The sequence below is a fragment of the Pseudofrankia asymbiotica genome (assembly GCF_001983105.1).
GTDB classification, from domain to species: domain Bacteria; phylum Actinomycetota; class Actinomycetes; order Frankiales; family Frankiaceae; genus Pseudofrankia; species Pseudofrankia asymbiotica.
Map to the genome: position 1 here is coordinate 33,119 of NZ_MOMC01000067.1, position 18,793 is coordinate 51,911.

An 18,793-nucleotide genomic window follows, 5' to 3' on the forward strand; every position below is an offset into this window, starting at 1 on the left:
GGGCCCCTGACACCCTTCTCCGCATGGCCGAATTGCCCGGCGGATGGGACCCAGCCGAATACGGAGACCGGATCGCGGACGTCTACGACGACTGGCACGACGACCTGGAGCCGGCGATGCCCGCGGCTGTCGGGATGCTCGCCGCGCTGGCCGGGGACGGCCCGGCACTGGAGCTGGGCATCGGCACGGGACGCGCGGCCCTGCCGCTGGCCGCCGCCGGAGTGAAGGTGGCCGGGATCGACGCGTCCGAGCGGATGGTGGCCCGGCTGTGGTCGAAACCGGGTGGCGCGGACATCCCCGTCACGATCGGCGACTTCGGCGATCCTGCCGTTTTCGCGGAGGCCGCCGCTCCGTTCGGCGGTTTCCAGGTTGTCTACGTCGTCTTCAACACGTTCTTCGTGCTGCCCTCGCAGGCTGAGCAGGTCCGGTGCCTCGCCGCGGTCGCCGGCGCCCTCGCGCCTGGGGGCGCCTTCGTCATGCGAGCCTTCGTCCCCGACCAAGGGCTCCATACGAACGGCTCGAGTTTCACCACTGAGGCGATCGTCGGTGACGAGTCCAGGCTGGTTGCCGTCATCCACGACCGCAACGCCCAGACGGTCCGCGGCAACCACATCGTCATCAGCCGGCGAGGCGTCGAGACGTACCCGGTCAACCTCCGCTACGCCTGGCCCGCCGAGCTCGACCTGATGGCCGCGCTCGCGGGACTGACCCTCACGTCCCGCCACGCCGACTGGTCCGCCGCCCCCTTCACCAACGCCAGCCCCTTCCACGTCTCGGTCTGGCGCAAGCCGGCCTGACCCCGCGCCCGCCGAGCCGTCGCAAGCCGTGGGGAGCTCCTGTACTCGAGCATGGCGTGTGGTGCCCAAAGACACCTCGATGCGCACCACACGCCATGGTCAGAGTCGTTGCCTCGGTGCCTCACGTTGGCCTTGACGCAGTGTGTGGTGTGGCGAGATCTGGTACGGCGAGACCTGGTACGGCGAGACCTGGTACGGCGAGACCTGGTACGGCGAGGTCTGGCGCGTCGAGGTCTGGTACGGCGAGGTCTGGCGCGTCGAACTCAGGAGGCTCGAGAGTTCAGGGCGCCGCGGACGTCCGCGATCACATCCAACGGCTGTTCCGTGACGTCGAACCAGGTGACTCGCACGATCTTCCAGTCCAATCGGGCGAGCGCGTTCTGTCGGCGACGGTCACGGAAGACCGGGTCGACGCGCTCGCGTGCCCAGGCTGAGCCTTTCACGTCGTTGGTCCCGACCGCGCCGCCGTGAAAACGGATACCGTCGGCCTCCACCGCCACGCGGCGGCTGGGATAGGCGAGATCGACCCGCGCGACGGGAACACCGGACTCGTCCGGGACCAGCCACTGCAACTGCTCGGGCGGGATGCCGCCGCTCACGAGAGCCAGGCGGGCCCAGGTCTCCAGCGCGGACTCGGACCGCCCGTCGGCCAGGGACCACCACTGTTCCGCCCGCCTGCATCCCGGCCTGCCCGCCGCGGCGGCCTGTGCGGCGTCGAGCGTGGCCAGACCGCCGGACCACAACGCCGCGTCCATGAGGCTGACCGCTTCGCCCTGCTTCGCGCAGCCGAGTACGAGATCCGCCAACGTGCGAGCCGGGGACGTCACTGGCAGGCCTCGTATCGTGGTGACCTCGTCCGTACCGAGAACGCCGAACCGAACGTGGACACCCCGTACCGACCGGATTGCGCCGCGTCGGTCGACCAGCAGGTGTACTGGTTCGTCCGCGGTCAGCGGCGGTAGTGCGTGGACGCCGAGACCGAGAATCCGAGCCGCCGTGATTCCGCCGATGACGGCGCCCGGCCGCCCGGCGACGGCGGACTGAGAGCGCGCCCGCAGGTCGCCCTCGCCGTCCACTGGCCCGGCGACCGCGCGGACCACGTAGCTGCCACGGCAAGGCGAATACCACCAGCCACGCGCGACAAACCGGCGAACCTGTTCCCTCGTCAGACCGGCGTCCAATGCCTGCCGATAGGTGATCATGCCGTTCTGGGACCGGGCGACCTGCCCCGCGAGCAGCATCGCGGCGGTGACCGGGGAGGTCGCGAGAGAGGCAGTGGGAGGAGTGGGAGGAGTGGGAGAAAGGGGAAAAAGGGGAGAAGCGCGAGAAGAAGTGGGAGAGGAGGAAGGCCGGTGGCGCACCGCGCCACGTTCCCGCCGGTCCCACGGTCCGTCGAGCGTGTTCCGCCGACTTGTGGATAACCGTGCCCGCGATCGGATAGCCCTCCCTGCTGGACAGCCGTGCCTGCTGGACAGCCGTGCCTGCTGGACAGCCGTGCCTGCTGGACAGCCGTGCCTGCTGGACAGCCGTGCCCGCGGTTGCCACACCCATCACGGTCTGGGATCGGACCATGGCCTGTGGGCGCCAACCCTGGCTGCTGGGGCACCACACGCGATGTGTGGATGGGCTGGGTAGGGGACGGCGCTCGGCATTGTCGGCCGAAGGCGAGAGGCTTGGGTCGATCCAGTCCGACGCGGTAGGCGACCTGCCGGGCAGCCCGATCGGCTCGGCCGAGTCAGCACTTCGGTTCATGAGATCGGGCCATGGCCTGTGGGGCGAAAGGCGGTGTCCTGGGCGCCACACCCGATGGGAAGATAGAGCCAGAGGTCCAGAAGCCATGATTCGGTGCGGGTGCGGGTGCGGGTGCGGGTGCGGGTGCGGGTGCGGGTCTGGGTGCGGGTGCGGGTGCGGGTGCGGGTGCGGGTCTGGGTGCGGGTGCGGGTCTGGGTGCGGGTCTGGAGCTGAGGCTGGTCCTCGTCTGGGGCTGGTCCGGGGGGCGTGGGCTGTCCTCGGGCGGATCACCTCGGGGCGGGGCGGAACCGTCCGTGGTGTCGGAGGTGGCCACCGTCCGTGGTGTCGGAGGTGGCCGTCGGAGGCGTCGGAATCGGACCGACCGGTGGCATCGGGGCTTGGTTTTTCTCGCAAGTGGTTGTGACTGAGAGTACATTCCGGGATCCCCGGGGCGAGGGACTCTACGATCCGGTCATGACCGTTCCCACGGCCGAGTTGGAGCTGGCCGCGCTGTTCCCGCAGGCGTCGCGAGAAGCCTGGCAGAAGCTGGTACTCGCGGTTCTGCGCAAGTCGGGAGCAGCCGGAGAGCAGGCTGTCCCGGCCGACGCGGAGCACCTGCTCGCGACCGCCACCTACGACGGTTTCGCGATCAAGCCGCTGTACACAGCGGGTGACGGAGTGCCCATCGACGCCGGCGTTCCCGGCCTCGCCCCGTTCGTCCGCGGGCGACGCGCCGAGGGCGCGGTCGGCGGCTGGGACCTGCGGGCGGCGCATTCCCACCCGGACGCGAAGACGACCGCCGAGGCCGTGCTCGCCGACCTGGAGGGCGGTGCCACGTCGCTGTGGCTGCGGCTCGCGCCAGCCGGTGGCATCGCCGTCGAGGCCCTGCCGGACGTGCTGCGCGACGTCTACCTTGACCTGGCGCCCATCGTGCTCGACACCGGCGGCGACGCGGTGACGGCGACCGCCGCGGCCGACGTGCTGCTCGCGCTGGCGGCTGCCCGCGGGGTCGCTCCGTCGGTGCTGGCGGGGACGCTTGGCGCCGACCCGCTCGGCCACGCGGCCCGGACCGGCCTCGCGGGCGAGGCGGTGACGGCTCATCTGGACGAGGCGTCACGGCTCGCCGACCGAGTCGCCGCCAGTTACCCGGGGATCCGGACCTTCGTCGTCGACGCGAGGCCGTACCACGACACGGGCGGCAGCGACGCGCAGGAGCTCGGCGCGTCGCTGGCCACGGGCGTCGCCTACCTGCGGGCGCTCACCGCGGCCGGCTTCGACGTCGCCGGCGCGCTCGGCCAGCTCGAGTTCCGGTACGCCGCGACCGCGGGCCAGTTCTCGACGATCGCGAAGCTGCGCGCCGCCCGGCTGCTGTGGGCCCGCGTCGCCGAGGTCTGCGGCGCGGCCGAGGCCGACCGCGCACAGCGGCAGCACGCCGTCACGTCGTCGGCGATGATGACGCGGCGTGACCCGTATGTGAACCTGCTGCGCACGACGATCGCCGCGTTCGCCGCCGGCGTCGGCGGGGCCGACGCGGTCACCGTGCTGCCGTTCGACGCGCGCCTGGGCCTGCCGGACGACACGTCCCGCCGGCTGGCCCGCAACATCCAGGTGCTGCTGCAGGAGGAGTCGAGCCTGACCCGGGTGATCGACCCGGCGGGCGGCTCCTGGTACGTCGAGGCGTTGACGGCCCAGCTCGCCGAGGCCGCCTGGGCGTTCTTCACCGAGATCGAGCGGGCCGGCGGGATGGCGGCGGCACTCGCGAGTGGTCTCGTCGGCGACCGGCTCGACGCCACCTGGGCGCGCCGCCGGGAGGACCTGGCGCTGCGCCGCGCGCCGCTGACCGGCGTCAGCGAGTTCCCGAACGTCGCCGAGACGCTGCCCGCCCGCCTCCCGGCGCCGGAGCAGGCCCTGACCGGCGGGCTGCCCGTCCGGCACTACGACGAGGACTACGAGGACCTGCGCGCCCGCGCGGACGCCGAGCTCGCGGCGACCGGCACCCGGCCGGTCGCGTTCCTCGCGACGATCGGTTCGCTCGCGAACTTCACCCCGCGCGCGACGTTCGCCGCGAACCTCTTCCAGGCCGGCGGGTTCGACACCCCGAACGCGGGTCCCGGCGACGACCCGGCGGCGATCGCCGCGGCGTTCACCGCGTCCGGCGCGAAGATCGCCTGCCTGTGCGCGTCGGACAAGGTGTACGCGGCCAGCGCCGCGCCCGTGGCCGCCGCCCTCAGGGCCGCCGGCGCGACCCATATCTGGCTGGCGGGCAAGGCAGGGGAACGGGCGGCGTCGGACGAGGCGGCCGGGATCGGCGGCTACGTCTTCACCGGCTGCGACGCGGTCGACGTCCTGCGCTCCGCTCTAGCGAAGGCCGAGGTCGCCTGATGACCAGCAAGGACCTGATTCCGGACTTCGCCGACGTCGAGCTCGGCCTCGCCGCGCCGTCGGCGTCGGCCGCGCCGTCGGCTGGCCCGGACGGGGCGGCCGCCGCGCGGCAGGAGAGCCAGTGGCGTGCCGCCGTCGAGGCCGCGACCGGAAAGAACGTCGACGCGCTGACGTGGGACACCCCGGAAGGCATCGAGGTCAAGCCGCTCTACACCGCCGCCGACACCGCGGGCCTCGACTTCCTCGACACCTACCCGGGGATCGCGCCGTTCCTGCGCGGGCCGTACGCGCCGATGTACGTCACCCAGCCGTGGACGATCCGCCAGTACGCCGGCTTCTCGACGGCCGCCGACTCGAACGCCTTCTACCGGCGCAACCTGGCCGCCGGCCAGAAGGGTCTCTCGGTCGCGTTCGACCTGCCGACCCACCGGGGCTACGACTCGGACCACCCACGGGTGACCGGCGACGTCGGCATGGCGGGCGTGGCGATCGACTCGATCTACGACATGCGCCAGCTGTTCGACGGCATCCCGCTGGACAAGATGAGCGTGTCGATGACGATGAACGGCGCCGTGCTGCCGATTCTGTCGCTCTACATCGTCGCGGCCGAGGAACAGGGTGTCGCCCCGGAGCAGCTGGCCGGGACCATCCAGAACGAYATCCTCAAAGAATTCATGGTCCGCAACACCTACATCTACCCGCCGAAGCCGTCGATGCAGATCATCTCGGACATCTTCGCGTACTCCTCGCAGAAGATGCCGAAGTTCAACTCGATCTCCATCTCCGGCTACCACATGCAGGAGGCGGGGGCGAGCGCGGACCTGGAGCTCGCCTACACGCTCGCCGACGGTGTCGAGTACATCCGCGCGGGTCTCGCCGCTGGCCTTGACATCGACGCGTTCGCGCCGCGGCTGTCGTTCTTCTGGGCGATCGGCATGAACTTCTTCATGGAGGTCGCCAAGATGCGGGCCGCGCGCCTGCTCTGGGCGCGGCTGGTGAAGGAGTTCGGCCCGAAGAGCACCAAGTCGCTGTCGCTGCGGACGCACTCGCAGACCTCCGGCTGGTCGCTGACGGCCCAGGACGTCTTCAACAACGTCGCCCGCACCTGCGTCGAGGCGATGGCCGCCACCCAGGGCCACACCCAGTCGCTGCACACCAACGCCCTCGACGAGGCGCTGGCGCTGCCGACCGACTTCTCCGCCCGGATCGCCCGCAACACCCAGCTGTTCCTGCAGCAGGAGTCCGGCACCACCCAGGTCATCGACCCCTGGGGCGGCTCCTACTACGTCGAGCGGCTCACCTACGACCTCGCCCGCAAGGCCTGGGGCCACATCGCCGAGGTCGAGGAGCGCGGCGGCATGGCGGCGGCGATCGACGCCGGCATCCCGAAGCTGCGGATCGAGGAGGTCGCGGCCCGCACCCAGGCCCGTATCGACTCGGGCCGCCAGCCGCTCGTCGGCGTCAACAAGTACCGCCTCACCGGCGGGGAGGACATCGAGGTCCTCAAGGTCGACAACTCGGCGGTGCGCACCGAGCAGCTCGCCAAGCTGCGCCAGCTGCGCGCCGACCGCGACCCGCGGGCCGTCGAGGCCGCCCTCGCCGCCCTCACCCGCGCCGCCGAACAGGCCCAGGCGGGCACCCGGGCCGCCGGTCTCGACGGCAACCTGCTCAAGCTCGGCGTCGACGCCGCCCGCGCGAAGGCGACCGTCGGGGAGATCTCCGACGCGTTGGAGAAGGTCTACGGGCGGCATGCCGCGCAGATCCGTACGATTTCCGGCGTGTACCGCGACGAGGCCGGGCCGTCCCCCGAGATCAGGCGGGCGCGGGCGATGGCCACCGCGTTCGAGCAGGCCGAGGGCCGCCGGCCCCGCATCCTGATCGCGAAGATGGGCCAGGACGGGCACGACCGCGGCCAGAAGGTCGTCGCCTCCGGCTACGCCGACCTCGGCTTCGACGTGGACGTCGGCCCGCTGTTCCAGACGCCGGCCGAGGTCGCTCGCCAGGCGGTCGAGGCGGACGTGCAGATCGTCGGCGTGTCGTCGCTGGCCGCCGGCCACCTGACGCTCGCGCCGGAGCTGCGCGCGGAGCTGGCCAAGCTCGACCGGGCCGACATCCTGGTGACCTTCGGCGGCGTCATCCCGCCGCAGGACTACGAGGCGCTGCGCGCCGCCGGCGCCGCCGCGATCTTCCCGCCGGGCACGAGCGTCGCCGAGTCCGCCGTCGAGGTGCTCGGCATCCTCGCCGCCCAGCTCGGCCACGACCTCAGCGACGCCGACGCCGACGCCGACGGCGCCGACGACGCAGGCGCGGCCTGAGCCGGTGACGGAGGTTCTCGCCCGAGTGCCAGCCGCCCGCCATCTCGTCGACGTCGACGCCTACGCCGACGGGGTGCTCGCGAACAACCGGACGATGGTCGCGCGGGCGATCACCCTGGTCGAGTCGAGGCGGCCCGACCACCAGGCGGCGGCGCAGCGGCTGCTGGTGAAGCTGCTGCCGCACACCGGCAAGGCCCGCCGGATCGGGATCACGGGCGTGCCGGGCGTGGGCAAGTCGACGTTCATCGACGCCCTCGGCACGCGGCTGACCGCCGCCGGCCACCGGATCGCGGTACTCGCGGTCGACCCGTCGTCGACCCGCACCGGCGGCAGCATCCTCGGCGACAAGACCCGGATGGCGACGCTGTCCGCCGACCCGAACGCCTTCATCCGGCCGTCGCCGACGGCGGGCACGCTCGGCGGCGTCGCGAAGGCCACCCGCGAGGCGATCGTCATCATGGAGGCCGCCGGCTACGACGTCGTGCTCGTCGAGACGGTCGGCGTCGGCCAGTCGGAGACGACCGTCGCCGACATGGTCGACACCTTCCTGTTCCTGACGCTCGCCCGCACCGGCGACCAGCTGCAGGGCATCAAGAAGGGCGTCCTCGAGATCGCCGACGTCATCGCCGTCAACAAGGCCGACGGTCCCCACGAGATCGACGCCCAGCGGGCGGCCCGCGAGCTCGCCGGCGCGCTGCGGATGCTGCGCGCCCCCGACGACGGCTGGCGCGCCCCGGTCCTGACCTGCTCCGCGATCGAGAACAGGGGCCTGGACGAGGTGTGGGACCAGGTCGTCGCCCACCAGGACCTGCTCGACGCCGGCGGGCTGCTCGCGGCGAGACGCCGCCGCCAGCAGGTCGACTGGACGTGGGCGATGGTGCACGACCGGCTGCTCGCCGACCTGCGCGCCCGCCCGGCGGTCCGGGCGCTCACCCCCGACCTGGAGCGCCGCGTCCGCGAGGGCACGCTCACCCCCAGCCTCGCCGCCGACGCGATCCTCGCCGCCTACGCCGAGCCCGCCGTCCCCGGGGCCGATCCCGCCAGCCCCTAGCCGGACCGGCGATCCCGCGTGACTCGGGACCTTCCGCCCTAAAGCGGTACTCGAACCGCGCGCTGGTTCTACGATCCGCTTGCGGGGGTTGACAGCGAGCGATCGTGTGAGTGTTCCCTCGGCCCTGCTCCGTGGCCCGGGAGGTCCCCGTTGTTCCAGCGGCACGCAGAGAAGTTCGACGTCACCTTCGTCGTCTCGGACGGACTGCTCGGGTCGATGTCGGCGCAGCCGCGAGAGCTGATGCTGCGCCGCGCGCTCGACGAGTTCGTCGCCGACGTCACCGAGCTCGACGTCGCGTCGGGCGGCATGGTCGCGGGCAGCGCCCGGCCGCTCATCGACGCGGCGATCGACGTGGCCGTGCCCCGGCTGACCGACGACGAGCTGGTCGTCTCCGGCCAGGAGGTGATGCAGGCCTGGGAGTATCCGCTGATGCGGGCGCTCGCGCGCGCCGTGGCACGGCCGGGCGGCTCGGTGCTGGAGGTGGGCTTCGGCATGGCGATCTCCGCCGGCTATGTGCAGGACGCCGGCGCGGCGCGGCACACCATCATCGAGGCGAACCCCCAGGTCGCCGACACGGCCAGGACCTGGGCCGCCGAGCGCCCCGGCGTCGAGATCATCGAGGGCCGTTGGCAGGACGTCATCGGCGGACTTGGCCGTTACGACGGGATCCTGTTCGACACCTACCCGCTGACCGAGGCGGAGGTCGACGAGTACTACGTGCGGGGGGCGACGTTCGCCGAGCACTTCTTCGCGACCGCGGCCGAGCATCTCGCCGACGGCGGCGCCTTCACCTACTACTCGAACGAGATCGACTCGGTGTCCCGCCGCCACCAGCGCGCCCTGCTACGCCACTTCGGCGCCTTCGGCGTCCGCGTCGTCGACGGCCTCACCCCACCCGCCGACTGCACCTACTGGTGGGCCCCGTCCATGGCCGTCATCGTCGCCACCGACCCCCGCCGCTGACCGGCGAAAATCCTGTCTGTTCAAGGACCTCGTGGTCAGGCGGGGGGCTCGGCGGTCCAGGTGATGACGGGTGGGCGGACGGAGGCGCACAGGGGGTGGCCCTTTGGGTCGGTGAGGCCGAGGCGGCCGACGAGGAGGTCCGACGCGACGGCCGCGGTGAGGACGTCGACGGGCACCGCGTTCAGCCAGAGCTTGGCCCGCCGGAACATCGCGAAGCCGCCCTCGGCCGTGTCGGTCACGCCCCAGGACAGGTAGATGAAGCGCTCACCCGGGCGGCCCTGGATGTGCGGGCCCCTGAGGTCGATCCCGCCGGGTGTGGTGGTGGCGGTGCACTCGAGAGTCCACACCGCCGCCGCGGCGTCGCCCGGGACGAGGCCGAGCAGGTCGGCGGGCCGGCCCCGCCGCTGGACGGCGACGTGGATGTCCGCGTATCCCGGGAAACCGGGGCCGCCCGCRCACGCCCGGCCCGGCAGGTCCGACCCCTCGACGCGGATCAGCATGGGCTCGTCCCTCCGCTCGCGACACGGGTCCGAAAACAGCGCGGCGGCGGAATCCTCTCACCGAGGTGAGACAGAACTCCGCCGCCGGTGTGAACTTCCCGCCTTAGGCGGTTACCGGGCCCACTCCCTGGGATAGCTGGCCCAGGCGGTCGATGTTGGACTTGGTGGTGGCGTTGGAGCGGCCGACGTAGCCGGTCTCGGTCGTGATGGTCTGCGCGTGCTCCAGGTAGTAGCGCAGGTAGGCGACGGTGGCCGGGTCCTTCAGCGCGTCGACACGGGCATAGACGAACAGCGGCTTGCACAGCGGCACGTAGGCGCCGCTGCCGGCGGTGATGGCGTTCGGCGGCTGGCAGCCCTCGCCCTCCCCGCCGTCGACGAGCACGCCGCGCAGCTTGGAGCCCAGCTGGTTGTACGTCGGGAAGTCGAGATACCCGATGGCGTCCCGGTCGTTCTGCACGGTCTGCGCGACGCCGGCCAGGTCTGTCGTCGTGTACGGCCGGGACTTGGAGCTGTCGCCGCTGATGCTGGCGTTGAACACCTGCGCCTGCACGCTGTCGCGCTTCGGCCCGACGAAGTTGATCGGCTCGTCCGGGTACGACGGGTCGATCTGGTTCCAGCGAGTGACCTTCGAGTCGGCTCCCCAGATCTGCTTGAGCTGGTCGAGGTTCATGCAGCCGAGCCAGCTGTTGGCCGGGTTCACCACGATCGGCAGGGTGTGGTGCGCGATCTCGAACCCGACCACCTGGTCCTTGCAGCTCGGATTCGGCGCGAACTTCGGATCCAGCTCGTAGGAGGTGCCCGCGATGGCGACGTCGCCGTTGCACAGCTTGGTGAAGGCCTGGGTGGTGTCGGTGACCTGCGGGTCGAAGGCGACCGTCACCTTGGACTCGGACTGGCGGAACTCCTGGAACGCGCGCTCACTGATCGGCGCGACCTCGTTCGAGTCGGCCACCCGGACCAGGTTGCGGGTCACGACCGGCGGTGTCGCCGCGGCGGCCGTGGCCGGCTGCGACGACGGCTGGCTGGGCGGCTGCGCGGTGATCGTCGGGCCGGAGCTGTCCGAGCTGGTCAGCGTGAGCCCGAGCGCGGTGCCGCCGGCGATGAACAGCACCGCCGCGATGATGGCCGCGATGCCGGCCTTGGTGCGCAGCGAGGCCAGCACGCCCGAACGGCGCGCCGACCGGCTCCCTGGCCTTTGCGGGGCGTGCCCTCCTGGGGGCCGACCGGCTCCGCCAGCGCCACTGGGCCCGCCGTGCACGACCGTGCGCGCCCCCGAGCCCGGTCCGGTGCCCCACGAGACGAGGCCCTGCTGGTCCGGCTGACCGGCGGTGGAGGCCGCCGCGCCAGTCGCGCCCGCGCCCGCGGTGGTGCTGGCGGCGGCCGCCGGGAAGGCGTCGTAGCCGGCCGTGAGGCGTGCCGTCGAGTCCGGGTCCCAGCCGGCGCCGGCGCCGACGCCGACGGCCGTCGCCGCGTCGGCCCCAGGCGCCACGTAGGTCGTGCCGGCCGGCGGCACGGACAGCCCGGGGAAGGACGACAGCTCCGGCGGCTCCATCGTCGACGGGCCGATCAGCGCCGTCGCGCCACCGGCGACCGGCTCAGACTGCTCGGCGAGCCCGGCGGCCAGCAACGCGGCCCCGACCGCGAGGTCCTCGGCCGGCCGGTGCTCGAAGCGGGCGGCGCCGGGCAGGGCGGCCCTTACCAGCCGGTCGACCAGCGGCATCCGCGCCACGCCGCCGTAAAGCAGCACCGCCGACAGCGACTCGGCGGACGCCGGTACCGAGCGCACCGTGCGGACCAGCGCCCGCACACTGTCCTCGACCGCGGGCGCGACCAGGCGCTCCACCTCCTCGCGGCGCAGCGTCACCCAGGCGAACACACCGGGCAGGGTCACCGGGACGGAGGTCTCGTCGTCGGCGGCCAACGACTCCTTGGCGGCGACGATCTCGTGGCGCAGCCGGCCGAGTGCGGTGACCGTCGCCGGGTCGGACCGGTCCAGCTCCGCCGCGGCCTGGCCGGCGGCGGACAGCACGTGCTCGAGCAGAAGCGTGTCCAGGTCGACGCCGCCGGTGTGGGCGAGCCCGGTCGGCGAGCCGACGACCTCGGCACCGTAGTCGGTGACCGACAGCACCGCCGTCTCGCAGGTGCCCGCGCCGAAGTCGTAGACGGCGACCAGGTCGGTGCGCCGGCCAGGGGTCCTGGTCGCCGCGCGTCGCGCCAGCACCGCGCCGAGCGCCTCGGCCGCCGGCGCGGCGGACACCCGGATGTCGCGCACGTCGAGCCGTTCCAGCGCCTCGGCGAACAGCTCCCGGCGTCGCGCGTTCCAGCTCGTCGGAAACGTGACGACGACCTGGTCGGGATCCGACCCGCGTGTCTCCGCCGCCGTCGCGATGACCCGGTCCAGGAATCGGGTGACGAGTCCCTCCGGCGCGTATGCACCGCCACTGATCATGATGGGGGAGGAGTCGCCGACCCGGCGCACGAATCCTTCTGTCGCGCGCGCCGGATCGGTCAGTGCGCGCCGCGAGGCCGCGCGGCCGAACGAGAGCGTGCCGGTCGGTGGGAAATGGAGCACCGTCGGTATGGACGGGCCGCCCGCGACCGTGAGTACCTGCGGCCAGTCTCCGTCCGAAATGGCGACGACGGTGTTGGCTGTGCCGATGTCGATGCCGAGCTGGTAGCCCATGGCTATCCCMTGTGCTTCCTGCCGCCTCACGCCGGGGCCACGGTCATGGCGGCTCCGGCAGCGTTCCCCGGTTGGCTGTTCAATTGGTGAGTCAACACGATCGAGTGCTTTCGGCGGCGACCGGCCTGTTTGCGCGTGCCGGCCGCCGTCTACTGTCCTGGAGAATTCCCGCTACCGCGTGCCTGGCGCCTTTCGGCGCCAGGCTCGTCATTTCACTGCTTCCGCCCCGTCCGTCGTTTTCCGCCCCGTCCGTCGTTCGTCATCTGCCGGCGCAGGGATCCTCGTAGGCCAGGCCGGTGATGAGGCTTGTCCACTCGGTGGCGCTCATCCGGTTCGCGGGCGTCCCGCAGGCGACCTTCACGAGCTGGGCCGGGTCGGTCGAGCCGAGGGTCACCTCGCCGGCCGAGGCGTCGGCCGGCGCGCTGAGCAGCCACTTCCCGCCGCCGTCGGCGGCCGCATAGCGGGGCGCCACCTGACCGTCGAGTGACACGGGCGTCGGGTTGGACGATCCGGCGCCGAGGTCCCAGCCGAGCAGCGCGCCGCTGGCGTCCGTGCTCGCGACCAGGGTCCTCCCGACCGGCACGACGTCGAGTACGCCGGACTTGTGCCCGCGCCACTCCTGGCCCACCTGCTTCGGGTTCGCCAGGTCGGTGACGTCCCATAGCCGTACGGTCGCGTCGTCGTTTCCGGTAACCAGGTGCTTGCCATCAGGCAGGAACGCGACCGCGTTCACTTGGCCTACCAGTCCCCCCGCCGTCTGGCCACGATCGACCGGGTTCATCGGATCGGTGATGTCCCGGAGGCTAACCGTGCCACCCACCCCCGCGATCGCCAGGGTGCGTCCGTCGGGGCTGAGYGCGACGTCGGTCGTCAGCCCGGTGCTTCGCAACGGCCGCAGGTGGCGCGGTTTGGCCGGGTCGCTCACGTCCCACAGGTCGATCTGCTGCTCCATGTCTGTCGTCGCGAGCAGCTTGCCGTTGCCCGAGAGCGCCAGCCGCACCACCTGGCCCACCTGAGGGGCGACCTCGGCAAGCAGGTTGGGCGCGTGCGGGTCGGTCAGGTCCCAGGTATGGCCGGTCTCGCCGCCGGTCACCAGGCCGCCGGCGGGAAGGAAGCGCGGGCCGGCCGCGGTCGGTCCGGCGCCGGCGCCGGACGTCGGGACGTCGGCGACCTGCGTGGGGCTGGCCGGGTTCGACAGGTCCCACAGCCGCAGGTGGCCGGCGTTGTCGGTCGCGGCGGCGAGCCTGCCATCGGCGGAGAGCGCGTCGCCGGTGTAGGCCGCGGCGGATCCGGGCAGCGCGGCCCAGGAGTCCGCGGTGAACGACGCGATCATCGCCGCCGAGGCCGCCTCGGTCGGCGCGATCCGGTAGGCGGCGAGGCTGAGCCGCTTCGCCTTGGCCGGGTCGCCTGCCCGGACCGCGGCGGCCTGCTGGGCGAGGCCGGTGGAAAGCTCGGCTCGGTTCGCCGCGGAGCCGCCGCCGTCACCGCCGCCGCTCCCGATCGCCAGCGGGATCGTGACGGCCGCGACCGCGAGCACCACGAGCCCCGCGATGACGAGGAGCGCCTTACGCCGGCCCGGACGCTGGCTGGCGCCGTCGTGACCCTCGTCTGGCTGGCCGCCGGCGGCTCCCGCGCCGCCGGTCAGCGAGGTCGGCGGTGCCTGGCGGCTGACCGTCGGCGCGGGCCCGCCGCCCGGGCCGGACCAGGCGCCCGAGCGGGCTTCCGGCCCCCGGCTGGCGACGGGCACCGGCGAGAGGGGCGCACCCGGCGGGCCACCTGGCGCGGGCGAGGCGGGCGGCTGGGATCGCGGAGCACCTGGGCCGCGCGACGGCGGGCTCACCGGACCGCCCGACCTGGCGGCCGGGCCGGCCGAGCCCGGCGGCGCGGGCGGCGGGGAGGCGGGTGTCGCTGTCCGGCCCGGCGTCGCCGCCGGACCGGGCGTAGCTGTCGGGCCAGGGGTCGATGGCGCGCGGGACGTGGTCGCGGGCGGCCTGGACGTCGTCGCCGGTGGCGGGGTGAGCAGGCCGGTCGCGACGCTGGCCGGTCCCGACCGCGGCGACGATCCGGGCGTGGCGGTGACGGGCGGCTCCTCAGCCGCCGGGCCCCGGCCGGCGCGGCTGAACAGGTGGCCGCGGCGGCGGCGCGAGCCTTCGCCCGCTTCGCCACCCGCCTCTCTGCCCGAGGCCGGCGGGGCCGCCAGGCCGGCCGCCGAGGCGGCGGCGCCCGGCACGAGGTCGCCGCCGCTCATCAGCGCGGCGCGCAGCGCCTCGGCCGTCGGGCGCCGTTCCGGCTCCTTCTGCAGGGCGGCGTCGACGAGCGGCGCGAGCTCGGCGGGAACACCGTCGATGTTCGCGGGCTCGTAGAGGATCCGGTAGAGCAACGCCTCGATCCGGCCCTCGCCGAACGGCGCCCGGCCGGTCGCGGCGAAGATCGTGATGGCGCCCCAGGCGAAGATGTCCGCCGCGGAGGTCACCGGGGAGTCCAGGATCTGCTCGGGCGCCATGTAGCCAGGAGTGCCGATCGCGTGCCGCGCGGTGCGGCTGAACTCGCCGGATCCCTCGAAGTCACGCGCCAGGCCGAAGTCGATCACCTTTGGCCCGACGGGGGAGAGCAGCACGTTCGCCGGCGTCAGGTCTCGGTGCACGATGCCGGCGGCGTGGATGGCCGAGAGCGCGGTCGCGACGGACAGCGCCAGCTGCTCCAGGTCGGCCGGGCGCATCGGGCCGCGCCGGGCGACCATCTTCGACAGCGTCGGGCCTTCGACGTACTCCGTGACCAGGTAGGGATTCGGCCCGTCAGGGTCGGCGTCGAGCACGGCGGCGGTGGTGAACCGACGGACCCGGCGGGCGCTCTCCGCCTCGCGCCGGAACCGGCCGCGGAACTCCGGCGCCTCGGCCAGCTCCGGTTTGATCACCTTGATGGCGACAGGAGTACCCTCGGGGGACCGGCCAAGGAACACGGTCCCCATGCCGCCCTGGCCCAGGCGGCCGATGATCTCGTACGGGCCCAGTCGCCGAGGGTCGGCGGCGCTCAGTGGGGTCGGGGCATTCCCGGACACCGGGGGTGGAGTCGATCCCGCCACCGGATTGCCTCCCGCCTGGACGCAGCGTCACACTAGTCGCGTCGTCGGTGACGACGTCGACGTGCGACGACGCTCCCCCCCAGCCTGGAAGGCAGCCCCTGGATTGGGATGTCCGACCATGGTGGTTGTGCCGCCGACCTTCCCCGGCACTGGTCAACACGCTACGCCGCGTCGAACCTGGCGAGTACCGCGATAGCACAGGCAACCGGCCCGTTGACGGCCATCCGACACCTCCGTGGTGGCGGTTGGGCGGCTCCGGCCCGCCGGCGTGACGCGGCGGTTCTGATCAGCGGCTACCGGTGATGGCGAGCCGTCACGCCGTGCGCTGCGACGCCGGCGCCGCCATCGGCCGGACCGGGCGGCCGGCGGCCTCGTCCCGGATCTCGCCGACGAGCTCCTCCAGGATGTCCTCCAGCGCGACCAGGCCGAGTGACTCGCCGTGTTCGTCCGTCACCTGGCCGAGGTGCGCGCCCGAGCGCTGCATGGTCGCCAGGGCGTGGCGCAGCGTCGCGTCCGCCGGCACGTGGACGAGCGGTCGCAACCATTTGGCCGCGACCGGCGAGGCCCGCCGGTCCGGCCTGGTCTCGAGAATGTCCTTCAGGTGCAGGTAGCCGATGAGGCGGCCCGTGAAGTCGAGCACCGGGAACCGGGTGTAGCCGGTGCTCGCCGCGAGGTCCTCGATCTCCCGCGGGGTGACGGCCATCGGCACCGTGACCAGGCCCTCCCGGGGGAGCAGCACGTCGCGGGCGGTCCGCTCGTCGAACGCCAGCGCACCGCTGACCAGGTCGTGCTCGTCCTCCTGGAGCAGCCCCTCCCGGTGCGACTCGTCGACCAGCCCGGCCACCTCGTCGCGGGTGAACACGCTCGCGACCTCGTCCTTCGGCTCGACCCCGGCGATCCGCAGGCTGGCGTTCGCGACCCAGTTCAGGGCGTAAATCACCGGGCGCAGCAGCCAGACGAAGCCGGCGAGCGGGGGGGTGAGCACGAGCGCCGCCCGGTCCGGCCCGGCGAGCGCGATGTTCTTCGGCACCATCTCGCCGATCACCACGTGCAGGAAGGTGACGAGCGCGAGCGCGAGCACGAACGCGACGGGGTGGAGCGCCGCGCTGGGAATCCCCGCGGCGTCGAACGGGCGCTCGATCAGGTGGGCGATCGTCGGCTCGGCCAGCGCGCCCAGGCCGAGCGTGCAGACCGTGACGCCGAGCTGGGAGCCGGCGAGCATGATCGAGACGTGTTCCATCGCCCGCAGCGTGATCCTGGCCGACCACGACCCGGCGGCCGCGCGCGGCTCGATCGTGGTCCGTCGCGCCGAGATGAGGGCGAACTCCGACCCGACGAACAGCGCGTTGCCGAGCAGGAGAAGCACGGTCAGCGCCAGCTTGAGCAGGTCGTTCATCGACGCCCCTCCGCCGTCGCGGTGTGGTTGCGCCGGCTGTGGCCGCGCGGCGGGTGCGCGGGTGGCAGCGCCCGGCGCGGGTCGACCACCGTGTCACCCTCGGTGAGGCCGTCGCCGTCGCAGTCGCCCGGCCTGCCCTGTTCCTGGTAGCCGGTCTGGCCGGTCTGGCCGGCCGGATCGGCGGGATCGGCGGAACCGGGGCGGCCGCCGCCGCCGTCCGGGCGCGGCCCGTCGGCCGGCCGGGCACCGCCGCGTCCGCGCTCCGTGTGGCCCGGGCCGGTTGTCTCGCTCCCGCGGTCCGCGCGGTCCGCCTGGTCCGCACGGTCCGAGTGGTCCGCACGGTCCGAGTGGTCCGCACGGTCCGAGTGGTCCGCACGGTCCCGGCGGGAGTGGCCATCGGTCGGTGGCTCGAGGCGGACACGGTCGACGCGGCGGCCGTCCATCCGCTCCACGGTGTAACGGACGCCGGCGGTCTCGACCATGTCCCCGGCGGCCGGGATGCGCCCGAGCGCGGCGGCCATCAACCCGCCGAGCGTCTGGTAGGCGTCGTCCGTCGGCACCGGCACCCCTGTCAGCTCCTCGGCCTCCTCCGGGCGCAGCAGGCCGGACAGCGCCCAGCTGCCGTCGCGGTGACGGACCGCTCGGGGGCTCACCCGGTCGTGCTCGTCGACGACGTCGCCGACGATCTCCTCGATCAGGTCCTCGGCGGTGACCAGGCCGTCCGTGCCGCCGAACTCGTCGACGACGATCGCCATCTGCAGGCCGCCGGCGCGCAGCTGCTCCAGCAGCGGCTCGAGCGGCATGCCCGACGGGACAGTGACGGCGGGGGCCATCACGGACCGGACGGGCGTGATCGTCCGGGCTTCCTCCGGCACGGCCACCGCGTGCTTGATGTGGACCAGGCCGACGACGTCGTCGCTGTCCTCGCCCAGCACGGGGAAGCGGGAGTGCCCGGTGCGCCTCGTCAGCGCGATCACCGCGGAGATCGGCTCGTCGGCGCTGATCGAGCGCATCCGCACCCGTGGGGTCATCACGTCCTGCGCCGTGCGGTCGCCGAACAGCAGCGAGCGCTGCACCAGCGTCGCGGTCTCCCGCGCCAGCGCGCCGTGCTCGGCCGACCGACCGACCAGCGAGAACAGCTCCTGGGCCGAGCGGGCCGAGGCGAGCTCCTCTCGGGGGGTGATCCCGAACCGGCCCAGCAGCAGGTTCGCCGCCCCGTTGAGAAACCTGATCACGGGGTGGGTGGCCCGGGTGAAGCCGCGCTGGAAGCGCTGGGTCGCCTTCGCCGTGCCCAGCGGGCGGGCGAGCGCCAGGTTCTTCGGCACCAGCTCGCCGAAGACCATCGTCAGCGCGGTGGCGATGACCAGCGCCAGCGCCACGGACAGGGTGTCCGCGAGCTTCTCGGAGGCGCCGAGCGTGGCCGCTGGTCCGTCGAGCAGCTCGGCGATGGCCGGCTGGGCGAGGTAGCCGATGCCGAGGTTGGTCAGCGTGATGCCGAGCTGGGCCCCGGAGAGCTGGGTGGACAGGGTGCGCAGCGCGGTCAGCGTGCCGCGGGCGGCACGGTCGCCGCGCTGGGCCGCGCGCTCGACGCTCGACCGGTCGACCGTGACAAGCGCGAACTCGGCAGCCACGAACAGCCCGCAGCCCGCGAGCAGCAGAACGCCGAGAACGAGAAGGAGCGCCTGGATCAAGGCTCGACCTCCGCGGGCGCTTCCATACGCGGGGGTCGGTTCGGACTACAGCCGGTATCGCCGGAGCCGCTCATGATCCCTTCCGTCGTCGGGGGTCCGGAAACGTCTCCCGGACGGACCTCGCGGGCCTCCAGGACGGGCACCCGTAGGTGTCTCCCCGGCCAGCCCGCCGAAGCGGGCGGCCGGCGCCGGCGCGGGAGGG

At 73.1% G+C, this 18,793-nt stretch carries 11 protein-coding genes; 5 read left to right on the forward strand and 6 right to left on the reverse strand.

Going from position 1 to position 18,793, the window contains the following annotated elements; all coding sequences use genetic code 11:
- Positions 1–23: 23 nt before the first annotated feature.
- Positions 24–797: a class I SAM-dependent DNA methyltransferase gene (locus BL253_RS29700; protein WP_076820618.1), complete on the forward strand. Its 774-nt coding sequence runs from the start codon at positions 24–26 to the stop codon at positions 795–797.
- Positions 798–1,060: 263 nt separating this feature from the next.
- On the opposite strand, the gene BL253_RS29705 is transcribed toward BL253_RS29700, so the two are convergent.
- Positions 1,061–2,038, reverse strand: coding sequence for a type IV toxin-antitoxin system AbiEi family antitoxin domain-containing protein (locus BL253_RS29705; protein ID WP_076820619.1), 978 nt, complete (start codon positions 2,036–2,038; stop codon positions 1,061–1,063).
- Between the two features lie 964 nt (positions 2,039–3,002).
- On the opposite strand from BL253_RS29705, the gene BL253_RS29715 reads away from it, so the two are divergent.
- The 4 genes from BL253_RS29715 to BL253_RS29730 all read left to right on the forward strand — a co-directional run bounded on the left by BL253_RS29715 (position 3,003) and on the right by BL253_RS29730 (position 9,239).
- Positions 3,003–4,910 carry a methylmalonyl-CoA mutase subunit beta gene (locus BL253_RS29715; protein ID WP_076820621.1) on the forward strand — a complete coding sequence of 636 codons (1,908 nt, stop codon included), beginning with the start codon at positions 3,003–3,005 and terminating at the stop codon, positions 4,908–4,910.
- Positions 4,910–7,225 (forward strand): methylmalonyl-CoA mutase, encoded by a 2,316-nt coding sequence (gene scpA / locus BL253_RS29720; RefSeq protein ID WP_076820622.1) that lies wholly within the window; start codon positions 4,910–4,912, stop codon positions 7,223–7,225. Before BL253_RS29715 ends, scpA begins: the two co-directional genes overlap by 1 nt.
- Before the next feature lie 4 nt (positions 7,226–7,229).
- Complete coding sequence (gene meaB, locus BL253_RS29725) at positions 7,230–8,276, forward strand: methylmalonyl Co-A mutase-associated GTPase MeaB (protein WP_274535271.1); 1,047 nt, start codon at positions 7,230–7,232, stop codon at positions 8,274–8,276.
- Between the two features lie 150 nt (positions 8,277–8,426).
- Complete coding sequence (locus BL253_RS29730; protein ID WP_076820623.1) at positions 8,427–9,239, forward strand: class I SAM-dependent methyltransferase; 813 nt, start codon at positions 8,427–8,429, stop codon at positions 9,237–9,239.
- A 35-nt stretch (positions 9,240–9,274) separates the two neighbouring features.
- On the opposite strand, the gene BL253_RS29735 is transcribed toward BL253_RS29730, so the two are convergent.
- The 5 genes from BL253_RS29735 to BL253_RS29755 form a co-directional block, all read right to left on the reverse strand.
- Positions 9,275–9,739, reverse strand: coding sequence for a DUF5990 family protein (locus BL253_RS29735; RefSeq protein ID WP_076820624.1), 465 nt, complete (start codon positions 9,737–9,739; stop codon positions 9,275–9,277).
- Between the two features lie 103 nt (positions 9,740–9,842).
- The gene (locus tag BL253_RS29740; RefSeq protein ID WP_076820625.1) at positions 9,843–12,422 is read right to left on the reverse strand and encodes an Hsp70 family protein; all 2,580 of its coding nucleotides are present in this window, start codon (positions 12,420–12,422) and stop codon (positions 9,843–9,845) included.
- Between the two features lie 259 nt (positions 12,423–12,681).
- Positions 12,682–15,504, reverse strand: a complete 2,823-nt coding sequence (locus tag BL253_RS29745) for a WD40 repeat domain-containing serine/threonine protein kinase (RefSeq protein WP_241835270.1) — start codon at positions 15,502–15,504, stop codon at positions 12,682–12,684.
- Positions 15,505–15,817: 313 nt separating this feature from the next.
- The gene (locus BL253_RS29750; RefSeq protein WP_076820627.1) at positions 15,818–16,900 is read right to left on the reverse strand and encodes a hemolysin family protein; all 1,083 of its coding nucleotides are present in this window, start codon (positions 16,898–16,900) and stop codon (positions 15,818–15,820) included.
- The gene (locus BL253_RS29755) at positions 16,897–18,591 is read right to left on the reverse strand and encodes a hemolysin family protein (RefSeq protein WP_076820628.1); all 1,695 of its coding nucleotides are present in this window, start codon (positions 18,589–18,591) and stop codon (positions 16,897–16,899) included. The genes BL253_RS29750 and BL253_RS29755 overlap by 4 nt, the downstream gene beginning before the upstream one ends.
- Between the last annotated feature and the right edge of the window lie 202 nt (positions 18,592–18,793).